The organism is Ilumatobacter sp., assembly GCF_049588435.1.
Taxonomy (GTDB): Bacteria; Actinomycetota; Acidimicrobiia; order Acidimicrobiales; family Ilumatobacteraceae; genus Ilumatobacter_A.
In genome coordinates this window covers 1-11,197 of the sequence record NZ_JBAVYV010000343.1, presented here as the reverse complement: position 1 = coordinate 11,197, position 11,197 = coordinate 1, and the positions used below count along the sequence as shown (strand labels likewise).

Below are 11,197 nucleotides of genomic sequence, written 5' to 3'. Positions count from 1 at the left end.
GCTCAACCCGAAGCCGTGGTGGAAGCCGAGCCGGGCGAAGTTCGCGCTGAATCGCGCCTCCGGCGCCGCCAGGCGGAAGTCGGCGGCGAGCGCCACTCCGAGACCACCGCCGATCGACGCTCCCTGGACTGCGGCCACGATCGGCTTGCGCGTCCGGAAGAGCCGCGTCGCGGCGGCATACAGGTCCGCGGTCGCGTACGTGGTCGGCGACGAGAAGTCGGCCCCCGCACAGAAGTGTTTGCCGTCCGCTCCCAGCAGCACGACCCGGCACTGCCGGTTCTCGTCGAGCGCCTCGAGTGCGTCGGCCAGTGCCTCGATCATCGCCAGGGAGAAGAAGTTGTTCGGAGGCTGGGTGAGGCGGATCTCGCCGACATGGTCGGAGCCGACCGTCGTCGTGACGTAGGTCGCGCTCACGTCTGCAGGTTCCGGGCGAACAGGTCGAGCAAGGCGGCCCAGTGCCGATCGTCCGCACGCGAGTCGTACGCGGGCCGGTCGTCGAACGCGAAGCCGTGATGGTTTCCCCAGTACCGCTCGACGCGCCCCGCGACGTCCGTGTCCTGCATCGCCGCTTCGAAGCGATCCACCATGTCGAGCGGCACGTAGTCGTCGTGCTCCGCCGCTCCCACGTAGAGCTCCCCGTCGATCTCGCCGAGGCGGGTGTGCGGCGAATCAGCGACGTCGACGTGGAGGCGGACGCCGTAGAACGAGGCCGCAGCACGCACGACGTCGCGATGCTCGGCGGCCGACCAGATCGCGAACGGACCGCTCATGCAGTATCCGACCACTCCGACGCGCGTCGCGTCGGCTGCGTCCTGGTGGCCGGCGTGTTCGAGCATCACACCGACGTCTCGAGCGACCGCCTTGTTGCCGAGGTTGCCCATCAGGGCGACCATCTGCTGGAACGAATCCTTGCTCGAGAAGTCGAGTTCGAACGCCGGCGTCGAGCGGTAGTAGAGGTTCGGCAACATGACGGAGTAGCCGTTCGACGCGATCCGCCGAGCCATGTCCCGCAGCAGGTCGCGCTTGCCGGGAGCGTCCATCAAGAACACGACGACCGGAGCTGAGCGACCGTCCGGGTGGACGATGAACGTCCCCATCCGGCCCTCAGTCGTCTCGATCAGAACCTCGGACTCGACCATGGATCGACGCTACGGCACCGTCACCCACGGCTGCGACGCGGACGCTCGGGGTCGATACGTTTCGCCTCATGGGTGGTGTTTCCGAAGCCGATGTGAGCGAGGACGTACGGGCGTGGCTCGACCAGCAGTGGGATCCCGACCGTCCGCTCGTCGAGTGGCGCAAGCTCCTCGCCGGTTCGGGCTGGGCCGTGCCGTCGTGGCCGACCCGTTGGCACGGGCGCGACCTGGCCAGTTGGGCTGACAGAATCGTCGCCGACGAGATCCGCGACGCCGGTGCCGTGGGTCCGCCGCTCGGCGCGGGCATGAACCTGGCTGCCCCGACCCTGGTCACGCACGGCAGCGATGACCTGAACGACCGCATGCTGCTGCCCACGATCACCGGCGCGGTCTCCTGGACCCAGTTGTTCAGCGAACCGGGTGCGGGTTCGGACCTCGCTGGTCTGCGCACGAGCGCCGTCCGCGACGGTGACGAATGGATCGTCAACGGTCAGAAGGTGTGGAACACCAGCGCGCACCATGCCGACTTCGCGATGCTGGTTGCTCGAACCGACTGGGGCGCGCCGAAGCACGAGGGCATCAGCTACTTCGTCCTGCCCATGAAGCAGCCGGGCGTCGAGGCGCGCCCGATCCTGCAGATGAACGGCCATTCGTCCTTCAACGAGGTGTTCCTCACCGACGCCCGCATCCCCGCCGCCAACCTCGTCGGCGACAGTGGCGATGGGTGGCGAATCGCTCGCACGACCCTGATGCACGAGCGGACCTTCTCGACGTTGCGGCGACCGCAGATCCCGCCTGGCGTCGGTCGAGCGCTGGAGGAGGCGGCGGCCGAGAACGCGGAGCACTTCGCGACCTACGCCTGGTACCCGCAGCGAGCCGGACGCGCCGACCTGGTGATCGATCGGGCCGTCCGGCACGGCCGCGCCACCGACCCGCTCGTGCGTCAGGTGATCGCCGAGCTCGTGTCGTTCCAGCGAGCGAGTGAATGGACCGCATCGCGGGCGCGCGCTGCACGATCGCTCGACCGACCACCCGGGCCGGAGGGATCGCTCGGCAAACTCGCCGCCAGCGAGGTCGCTCGCAGGAGCGCACGCGTGCACGCCGCCATCGCGGGTGCCGACGCGATGCTCAGCGCGGTCGATGGAGATGCCGACGCCTCGGTGATCGCCGAGGTGCTGGTGTCGACGCCGGCGCAATCGATCGCCGGTGGTACCGACGAGATCCAGCACAACATCATCGGTGAGAACGTGCTCGGGCTGCCGCGTGAACCATCCGTCGACCGGGGTGTGCCGTTCCGCGACGTGGTGCGCGGAGCCGGGTGACGTGACGAGAACTCGTGATCGTCGAGAGACCTCGGCGACGCTGCAGCGCGACCCGACATCTCACCCGTCGATCTAGGGTTCGAGCATGACCGAATCAGGCAGGTTCCGTATGGGCCGACTCGATCACGTCCACATTCGCGTGCCCGACCGAGCTGCCGCGATGGAGTGGTACGCGCAGCATCTGGGCTTCGAACCCGTCGACGACTACGACTTCTGGGCAACCGACGTCGACGGAGGACCGCTGCAGATCTCCGCCGATGGTGGCGAGACCATGCTCGCGCTGTTCGAGACCAGCCCGGGTCATCCCATGATCGCCCAGGAGACGGGGGTTGCGTTCAGCGTCGACGCAGACGCATTCGTCGCGTTCGCTCGTTCACTTCCGGGCGACATCAACGGGCTGTCGGGCGACCCGCTGCAGGCCGGCGATGTCGTCGATTTCGACCTGTGCTGGGCATTCGATCTCGTCGACCCGTGGGGGAATCGATACGAACTCAACTGCTACGACTACGACCGGGTGCGGACCGAGTTCATCGAACCGTCCGGAGTCTCACCGTCGCGGTACTGGCCCCGGAGTCTGTTCGACGACCGCCGCGGATGATCTTGTCGTCTCGAGAGACCGGGGCGTCGTGAGACCACGAGTTGCGCATCGTTTCGACCGTCGGGCCGCAGCCGAGCCGCGCCTCGTTGCTCCACGTCGTCGAGTGGAAAGGTTCGGTCGTGGACATCTGTCGTCCACGTGATCCGGCCCGGAAAGGACTGCGATGCCCCAGTTCATGTTGATCGGTTTGTGCGAGCCGACGAGCGACGATGACGTCGCCAATTTCGAGCGGTGGTTCGTCGACGAACACATCGAGGACACCACCAATTGTCCAATCTTCGTCCGTGGGCGAGTGTTCAAACTCGACGGTCCGCACCTCGAGATCGAGACGCCGTCGCAGTACATGTCGGTCTATGAGGTCGAGGCCGAGAGCTACGACGAGGCCGAACGGATCCTCAACGAGTGGCAGGCAGATCCAGATGCCTGGGCAGGCCGCGCCAAGCATCTCGCCACCCGCGAGCGACTCGGCCGGATGCCGATGCGAGTCCGAGGCTCCGGCTGGTACCGCCTCCTCGGTGACCACCAAGGCCCCGCCAGCCCCTGAACCACCCGCCACCACTCAATCCGCCACCCCGCCCACCGGAAACTTCGGTGGATGTGGACCGTGAGCGTCACGAACTCTCGAAGTTTCCCGTGGCGCAGACGAGCGAACTGAATTTCTGAGGGATCGTGACGACTGGCGTCACGATCCGCCGAAATTTCGGGCGAGGGTCAAGGGTCGAGGAAGCGCTGGGTCCCAGGCCGGGGTCGGGCGAGGGGCCGGGCCGGGTCGTGCACCTGGGTCAGTTGGGTTGTCCGCCGGCGACGTCGAGGAACTGGCCGGTGATCCAGTTCGCTGCGGGGGAGGCGAAGAAGGCGGCGGCAGCGGCGCAGTCGACGGGCTCACCGGTGCGTCCGAGCGGAATCAGCTTGTCGAACCGGTCGCGGGCATCGGCGTCGCTGATCTGCATCGTGTCGCGGAACATGTCGGTGACGACCACGCCCGGAGCGATGCAGTTCACCGTGATCTGCTGTGGAGCGAGCTCGACGGCGAGGGTGCGGGTCATCGAGATCATGCCCATGTTCGCCGCCGAGTAGACGCCGAACCCCGGCGACGGCTTGTGCGCGGCGATCGAGATGATGTTGATGATCCGCCCACCGACGTCCATGCGCGCAGCCGCCTGCTGCGAGCCCCACCACTTCGTCTTCATGTTCAGGTCGAGCTGTTCGTCGAACTTCTCCAGCGAGATGTCGGGCAGTGCGTACATCTTGTTGTCGAGGGTTCCGCCGGCGTTGTTGACCATGATGTCGAGCCGGCCGAACTCGTCGACGACCCGATCGAGGGCGGCGGGGATGGAGTCCCAGTCCATCACGTCCGCAGAGATCCCGATCGACCGTCGACCGAGGTCTCGGATCTCCTCGGCGACCGCGTCGACGTCGGCCTGGCGGCGGGCGATCGGGATGACATCGGCACCACATTCGGCGAGCCCGATCGCGATGCCGCGCCCGATTCCCCGGCCGCCGCCGGTCACGACGGCCACCTGCCCATCGAGTCGAAACTGTTCAGAAAGCCCCATGTCGCGTCCCTTCGGTGTGCTCGAGATCCGACGCTAGTGATGTGGCCTTCGTGGCCGATCACCGGGGCCGAGCGTCGCGGGCCGAGCCACGCGGTGTGGCCGGCGCCATGATGCGACACACTGGGATCCGGATGAAGAAGCTCACCGCCCGTCCGGTCGATGCCGTCGACCTGTTGTCCCTTCCGCTGTTCGTCGGGACGATGGTCTGGGAGTCGCGGGTGCTCGCACGACGTGAATTGCGGGTGATGGGCGACCTCGACGAGGCGACACCGGACGAACTCGCGGACCCGTCACTTCCCGCCGACCGGTTGGTCCCAGTCGGATACGAACGCAACGACACAAGGGCCAGCCTGACAATGCTCGGTGGCAACATCGTGGTCAACCTCGCGATGGCCGGAGCGGTCGGAGCGCTCGGGAAGTTCGTGTTCAGGCGGCGGCTCCTGAACCTCCAGGCGAGCCGCTGGTCGTTGCCGATCGCGATGGTCGCGTGGGACTTCCTCTACTACTGGGATCATCGCTGGATGCACGAGATCCGCCTGCTCTGGGCGAACCACGTGAGCCACCATTCGAGCGAGCGCTACAACCTGTCCACGGCGCTGCGTCAACCGTGGTCGGGCTTCCTCACTTCGTGGGTGTTCCTCCCGATGCCGCTCGTCGGGATCCCGGCCCACCACGTCGCCAAGGCGTCGCAACTCAACCTGCTCTACCAGTATTGGATCCACACCGAGGCGATCGACAAGTTGCCGGCACCGGTCGAGGCCGTGTTCAACACCCCGTCCCATCACCGGGTCCATCACGGAGCGAACCCGCAGTATCTCGACAAGAACTACGGCGGGATCCTGATCGTCTGGGACAAGCTGTTCGGGACCTTCGAACCCGAAGTTCGCCGCATCAAGTACGGCCTCACGAAGAACATCGGGACGTACAGCCCTGTCCGGATCGGCTACCACGAGTTCGTCGACATCGCTCGCGACGTCCGCCGCGCGAGCGGCTTGCGCAACAAGCTCGGACACGTCTTCGGTCGACCCGGATGGCGAGCCGCCGAGAAATCAACCCTGGAGAACCATTCGTGAGCATCATCGTCCACCCCAGCCCGCTGCCCGACGTCGACATCCCCGACGTCACGATCACCGCCCATGTGTTGCGGATGGCGGCCGACATTCCCGACCGCGTGGCGATCCGCGATACTTCGGGGACCAGTTCGTACACGTTCGCCGAACTCTCGTCTGCGATCCATTCGCTCGCAGGAGGTCTTGCTGCACGTGGGATCGTTCCGGGTCGCGTCGTCGGTCTGATGGCGCCGAACACGCCCGAGTACGCCGTGATCTTCCACGGGGTCGCGGTCACCGGTGCTGCGGTCACAACGATCAATCCGACCTACGGAGCCGAAGAGGTCCGTCACCAACTCCAGGACGCCGGCGCGACGATGCTCTTCGTCGCGACCCCTTTCATCGACGTGGCGAAGGCCGCGATCGAGGGGACCGACGTCACCGAACTCGTCGTGCTCGGGGGTGCACCGGGCGGAATGACGGCGATGGCCGAACTGTTCGGTGACCCGATCGAGCAGGTCCCGGTCGACGTCGCCGATCACACCGTGGTGCTGCCGTATTCGTCGGGGACGACCGGGCTCCCGAAGGGCGTGATGCTCACCCATCGGAACCTCGTCGCGAACATCGAACAGGTCCGCCACGCGATCAAGTACACCGACGACGAGGTCGCCCTCGCCGCGCTTCCGTTCTTCCACATCTACGGCATGCAGGTGCTGATGAACGGTCTGATCGCCAACGGTGTCACGACGGTCGCCATGCCGCGGTTCGACATGGTCGAGGCGTTGCAGGCGGTGCAGGACCTGAAGATCACCCGGTTCTTCGCGGTGCCACCGATCATCCTCGGGCTCGCGAAGGCGCCGATCGTCGACGACTTCGACACGTCATCGGTCCGTCAGATCTTCTCGGGTGCGGCCCCGCTCGGAGCCGAACTCGCGGCCGAAGCTTCCGCACGACTCGATTGCGAAGTCGTCCAAGGCTTCGGGATGACCGAGCTCAGCCCGGTCAGCCACTGCACGGTCGAGGGTGACTTCCGGGCCGGCACGAGCGGCGTCACGGTGTCGAACACCGAGAGCCGGATCGTCGACCCCGCTTCCGGCGCAGACCGCGACGTCGGTGAGCGGGGCGAACTTTGGGTGCGCGGCCCCCAGGTCATGAAGGGCTACCTCAACAACGACGAAGCCACCGCTGCAACGATCGACGCCGACGGTTGGCTGCACACCGGAGACGTCGCGATCATCGACGAGCACGGCCACATGACCATCGTCGATCGGCTCAAGGAGCTGATCAAGTTCAAGGGCTTCCAGGTGGCACCCGCCGAGCTCGAAGCGCTGATCATCACCCACCCGAAGGTGGTCGACGTCGCCGTGATCGGTGTTCCCGACGACGAAGCCGGTGAGATCCCCAAGGTGTTCGTCACCGCCGCGCCGGGCGAAACGGTCACCCTCGAGGAGATCCAGGAGCTCGTCGCCGAACACCTGGTCAGCTACAAGCAGGTCCAGCAGCTCGAGGTGATCGACGCGATCCCGAAGAGTGCCGCCGGCAAGATCCTCCGCAAGGAACTCCGCACCCACTAACGCACCCGAACCGAATGCACATCGGTGCCAGGCACCGACGTTCCTTTCGGTGGAACCTCTCGCTTGGCTCACAGAGCACTCGCAGGACCGGCCGTGAACCTTGCCAGCATGCACAGGTTCCTTCCGATCCTCATCCCGGGTGCCCTCCTACTGGCTGCCTGCGGATCATCCGACGACACCACCCAGGAGACGGTGACCACCGACGACGCCATCGAGACAAGCGACGTGGTCGAAGCGGACGTGCCCGACGAGACGACCGTCGCCCCCGAAGTCAGCGACGCGAGAGCGGCCACCGATGCCGCCGTCGAGACGTCCGACGCCGATTCGTGCGAAGCCACGGCTGCTCTGTTCGCCGCCGGGCCATCGGTCAATGCCGACCTCGCCGATCCCGAGTCGAGCGCCACCTGTGATGGCGACACGATCACGATCTCGTCGAACGGCATCCCCGACTACACCTACATCCAGACTTCGCCGGGCACGCCGGACGCGAGCGACCTGGTGTTCAGCATCCCGAGCTCTCCGGAGGCCGCCTCCGAGGTCACGTCGGTCCCGCTGCTCGGCACGGTCGCCGTGTCGCTGACGGGCGTCCCGATCTACGGCCCGACCGAGGGCACCGGCGGTGACGTGCTCTCGCTCGAGGGCGCGCTCAGCGAGTGCGGAAGCCACAACGGACCGACAGGGTTCCACATCCATCTGCTCGGCACGAGCGATACGACCGACTGTCTCTTCACCCCGGAGGAGGTCGCCGCCGAGCCGCAACTCGTCGGGTACGCCTTCGACGGCTATCCGATCTACACCGGCAACGACCAGTACACCTCGTCCTGGGAACTGACCGACGAGTCGCTGTTCGCAACGGACACGTGGGCCGCACACAGCTACGTCGAAGGGTCGGGTGACCTCGACGAGTGCAACGGTCTGACCGACGCCGACGGCAACTACGCCTACTACACCACCGACACCTTCCCGTACGTCCTCGGCTGCTACACCGGCGTCGTCGACCTCGATGCGTCGGGTGCCGGCGGTGGCGGCGGAGGGGTGGGAATGGCCGATGGCCCGCCCGGTGATGGTCAAGGTCCCCCTCCGGCCCAGGGCTGACGTCATGGCGATCTCGAGACGACGGCTCCTGACGGCCGGAGCCGCTGGATCGGCGGGTGCCGTCATCGGTTTCACCGCCCACGCGTCGGCCGCTCCGAGCACTGCGAGCGGCGTCACGCCGAGTGATGCCGACATCGGTTTCTGCACCGACATGGCCGCTCACCACGTGCAGGCGCTCGCATTGTGTCAGCGGGTACTCGGACGCGACACCGGCGATCCGGTGCAGGCGGCTGCATCCGAGGTGCTGCAGAACCAGGCGATCGAGGTCGGGATGATGCGGGCGTGGCTGACCGACTGGGGCGAGGCCACGAACACCTCCGAGCTGGTCATGGGCTGGATGGGCGCAAACGACGGCGCCGGTGTTCCGATCTCGATGATGGAGGGATACGCGTCGGCCGCGGCGCTGCAGGAGCTGTCGACGACCGATGGGCTTGCGGCCGGGCGGTTGTGGCTCGAGTTGATGCGAGCCCATCACGTCGGCGGAGTCTCGATGGCCGAGCACGCCGCGGCGATCGTCTCGACCGACAAGGTGCGACGGCTGGCGACGACGCAGGCCGAGGTGCAGACGTTCGAGATCTCACAGTACGACGCGCTGATCGGCGGGACCTACGCAATCGACGGATGGGTTCGGCCCGCGAGTCTCGACACCGACACCTGGGTCTGCGACATCGACGACTGATCCGGATCCAGAAAATGCGCGTTGGTGCCTGGCACCGACGCGCATCAGATCTCGCCGCGGCGTTCCATCCAGAGAAAGGTCGCCCAGCCGGGGGCGATCGGGAGCCAGAACGTGGCGAGACGGAAGGTCAGCACGGCCGAGATGGCGACGCCCGCTTCGAGCCCGAACCCGGTGAGGGCGGCGATCATCGCCGCCTCGAGCGGGCCGATCCCACCGGGTGTCGGGGCGATGTTCGCGATCGCAGCGGCGCCGAGGTAGGCCGCACCGATCTGAGCGACGGTGAGGCCGCCGCCGAACGCCTCGACGGCGAAGACCAGTGCGAAGAGATAGCTCATCGTGATGAGCGCGGATCCTCCGAGCAATCCGACGACGCGGAGCGGGCTGCGGCCGATCTGGGCCACGTAGCCCGCTGCGGTTCGCAGCCCGTCGATCACCGGTCGGATCACCAATTTGCGGACGCGCTCGAACAGCAGAGCGATCCCGATGCCGACGATCGCGACCGCCGCGACGAGGAGCAAGGTCCCGAGGCTCGGCAACGACAGCCCTCCGACGTCCGCGCCGCCCGCCCACGCGAAGAACCCGGCCATCAGGAGGAGGTGGGTGGTGATGCCGGCGATCGTGTTCAGTGCGACCGACGCGCTGGCCTCGGGTGCGGTCAATCCGTTGCGCTGCAGAAAGCGTCCCGCGAGCGCCATCTTGCCCGCGCTCGCCGGCCCGACGAGTTGTGCGAACGACGACGCCAGTTGGCTCCGTGCGGAGGCGGCCACGGGCATCGGTTGCGCAACCGAGCCGAGGAACGAGATCGTCGCGAACGGGAAGTAGAGGATCGCGGCCACGAGCAACGCCGGAATCCAGGGCAGGCGGGCGTCGCCGAATGCGTCGACGGTGTCGCCGAGGTTGCCGAACTGGGGGAGCAGTGAATAGAACGCGAGGGCACCGGCCATCAACATCAGCAGCGTGCGCGTCTGAATCCGCGCGAGGTGTTCGAGCGGGACGTCGTCGGCTCCGGTGTCCTCGTGCATCTCGTGGCGCAGACGGTCGAGGAGATCTCGTTCGCTCTTGATCGACTTGCCCAGCGACCTGCTCAGTGCGAGGGGCTGGACGAGCGGGAGAGCGAGCGCGACCTGGTCGCTGCCGAGGACGTCGACGCCGATGTGCACGCTGCGCTCGGGGCCGACCACCAGACCGAACGCGACGAGCACCTCGGCGACGTCACGCGAACGTGCTCGCTGTCCGGCTGCGACCTCGGCGTCGTCGTAGTCGAGGAGCCACACCTCTCCGTCGTGGCCGAGGATCATGTTGTCGAGCGTGAGGTGGTGATGCGCCGTGCGTGTGGAGTGAACGGAGCGGACGGCGCGAAATGCCGACCGGACGGTCGCGTCGTCGAGCGCTTCCGGGTCGAGATCGCTGAGGAGCGGACCGTCGATTCGATCCTCGACGAGGAACGACGCGCCGCTCTCGGCGACGCCCACACCCACGATGGTCGGGCAGAGCGTGCCGCCGTCGCGAACGGTCCGAGTGACGAGTGATTCGTGTTCGATCCGTCGCTTGAGCGTGCTGTACGGGCGTCCGACGTCCGACGAGCGGAGGCGGATCGAGCGGTACAACCGGTTCAGGAGGTCCCAGCTGCGATCGTCCGGCGTCCGCATCTTGATGAACTTGTGCGTTCCGTCTCGCTCGTCGGTCTCATAGATGATGCTCGTCGTGCCGAGGTCGTGCCGGCGGCGGATCTCGACCGGATCGAGTCCGACCTCGCGTAGCGCGGCGAGCACCTTTTCGGGGCTCGGTTCGAGGGTCGGCGACCCGAACACCAGCAGGATCAGTGATCCGATGACGAGTCCGATCGATGCGGCGATCCACACGTCGAGCGGTGGCTGGCCTGGCCCGAGGAGGCGCAACACCATCAGCATGACGACCCAGGCCCACGCGGCCCGTCGCCAGCGACGGGGGAGCGAGGCGGCCCCGATGACGGTGGCCGCGACGGCCGACGCGACGAACTCGGTGGTGGGGAAGTCGGCGCCGACGAGCGTCGCTCCTCCCGCGGTTCGTGCCGCGAGCGTGGCGACGACCGCACGGTCACCCATCCACGCGATCAACAGCGCGACCACGGTACTGGCGACCGCCGACCCGAGCCAGAGCATCAACAGCAGCCGCCAGCGCCTCCGCCACAGGACGACCACGACGACGA

At 66.9% G+C, this 11,197-nt stretch carries 11 protein-coding genes; 7 read left to right on the top strand and 4 right to left on the bottom strand.

Annotated elements, in window-relative coordinates; all coding sequences use genetic code 11:
* Together WBV89_RS13440 and WBV89_RS13435 are read right to left on the bottom strand one after the other, a co-directional pair.
* Window positions 1-414: enoyl-CoA hydratase/isomerase family protein (locus WBV89_RS13440; RefSeq protein ID WP_423981861.1), on the bottom strand; the 414-nt coding region annotated here is incomplete at its 3' end.
* A complete protein-coding gene (locus tag WBV89_RS13435) occupies window positions 411-1,139 on the bottom strand; it encodes a dienelactone hydrolase family protein (RefSeq protein WP_423981860.1) in 729 nt (242 codons plus the stop codon). The genes WBV89_RS13435 and WBV89_RS13440, both read right to left, overlap by 4 nt.
* Window positions 1,140-1,207: 68 nt before the next feature.
* On the opposite strand from WBV89_RS13435, the gene WBV89_RS13430 reads away from it, so the two are divergent.
* From WBV89_RS13430 to WBV89_RS13420, 3 genes are all read left to right on the top strand, one after another.
* Window positions 1,208-2,458, top strand: coding sequence for an acyl-CoA dehydrogenase family protein (locus tag WBV89_RS13430; protein ID WP_423981859.1), 1,251 nt, complete (start codon window positions 1,208-1,210; stop codon window positions 2,456-2,458).
* An 85-nt stretch (window positions 2,459-2,543) separates the two neighbouring features.
* Window positions 2,544-3,056 (top strand): VOC family protein, encoded by a 513-nt coding sequence (locus WBV89_RS13425; RefSeq protein WP_423981858.1) that lies wholly within the window; start codon window positions 2,544-2,546, stop codon window positions 3,054-3,056.
* 163 nt (window positions 3,057-3,219) lie between these two features.
* Complete coding sequence (locus tag WBV89_RS13420) at window positions 3,220-3,600, top strand: hypothetical protein (protein WP_423981857.1); 381 nt, start codon at window positions 3,220-3,222, stop codon at window positions 3,598-3,600.
* A 238-nt stretch (window positions 3,601-3,838) separates the two neighbouring features.
* Here WBV89_RS13420 and WBV89_RS13415 read toward each other — a convergent pair whose 3' ends face one another.
* Window positions 3,839-4,612: an SDR family NAD(P)-dependent oxidoreductase gene (locus WBV89_RS13415; RefSeq protein ID WP_423981856.1), complete on the bottom strand. Its 774-nt coding sequence runs from the start codon at window positions 4,610-4,612 to the stop codon at window positions 3,839-3,841.
* 131 nt (window positions 4,613-4,743) lie between these two features.
* Between WBV89_RS13415 and WBV89_RS13410 the strand changes: the two genes are divergently transcribed.
* The 4 genes from WBV89_RS13410 (at window position 4,744) to WBV89_RS13395 (ending at window position 9,009) form a co-directional block, all read left to right on the top strand.
* The gene (locus WBV89_RS13410) at window positions 4,744-5,685 is read left to right on the top strand and encodes a sterol desaturase family protein (RefSeq protein WP_423981855.1); all 942 of its coding nucleotides are present in this window, start codon (window positions 4,744-4,746) and stop codon (window positions 5,683-5,685) included.
* Complete coding sequence (locus WBV89_RS13405; protein WP_423981854.1) at window positions 5,682-7,235, top strand: AMP-binding protein; 1,554 nt, start codon at window positions 5,682-5,684, stop codon at window positions 7,233-7,235. The genes WBV89_RS13410 and WBV89_RS13405 overlap by 4 nt, the downstream gene beginning before the upstream one ends.
* A 108-nt stretch (window positions 7,236-7,343) precedes the next feature.
* Window positions 7,344-8,330, top strand: a complete 987-nt coding sequence (locus tag WBV89_RS13400; protein WP_423981853.1) for a YHYH protein — start codon at window positions 7,344-7,346, stop codon at window positions 8,328-8,330.
* A 4-nt stretch (window positions 8,331-8,334) separates the two neighbouring features.
* Window positions 8,335-9,009 carry a DUF305 domain-containing protein gene (locus WBV89_RS13395; RefSeq protein ID WP_423981852.1) on the top strand — a complete coding sequence of 225 codons (675 nt, stop codon included), beginning with the start codon at window positions 8,335-8,337 and terminating at the stop codon, window positions 9,007-9,009.
* Between the two features lie 44 nt (window positions 9,010-9,053).
* On the opposite strand, the gene WBV89_RS13390 is transcribed toward WBV89_RS13395, so the two are convergent.
* Window positions 9,054-11,197: lysylphosphatidylglycerol synthase transmembrane domain-containing protein (locus tag WBV89_RS13390; protein WP_423981851.1), on the bottom strand; the 2,144-nt coding region annotated here is incomplete at its 5' end.

Bases quoted from the DNA above. Each gene is read 5' to 3' on its own strand.
- WBV89_RS13430 (WP_423981859.1), top strand. From the start codon at position 1,208: ATGGGTGGTGTTTCCGAAGCCGATGTGAGCGAGGACGTACGGGCGTGG.
- WBV89_RS13425 (WP_423981858.1), top strand. From the start codon at position 2,544: ATGACCGAATCAGGCAGGTTCCGTATGGGCCGACTCGATCACGTCCAC.
- WBV89_RS13410 (WP_423981855.1), top strand. From the start codon at position 4,744: ATGAAGAAGCTCACCGCCCGTCCGGTCGATGCCGTCGACCTGTTGTCC.
- WBV89_RS13395 (WP_423981852.1), top strand. From the start codon at position 8,335: ATGGCGATCTCGAGACGACGGCTCCTGACGGCCGGAGCCGCTGGATCG.
- WBV89_RS13435 (WP_423981860.1), bottom strand. From the start codon at position 1,139: ATGGTCGAGTCCGAGGTTCTGATCGAGACGACTGAGGGCCGGATGGGG.
- WBV89_RS13400 (WP_423981853.1), top strand. From the start codon at position 7,344: ATGCACAGGTTCCTTCCGATCCTCATCCCGGGTGCCCTCCTACTGGCT.
- WBV89_RS13415 (WP_423981856.1), bottom strand. From the start codon at position 4,612: ATGGGGCTTTCTGAACAGTTTCGACTCGATGGGCAGGTGGCCGTCGTG.
- WBV89_RS13420 (WP_423981857.1), top strand. From the start codon at position 3,220: ATGCCCCAGTTCATGTTGATCGGTTTGTGCGAGCCGACGAGCGACGAT.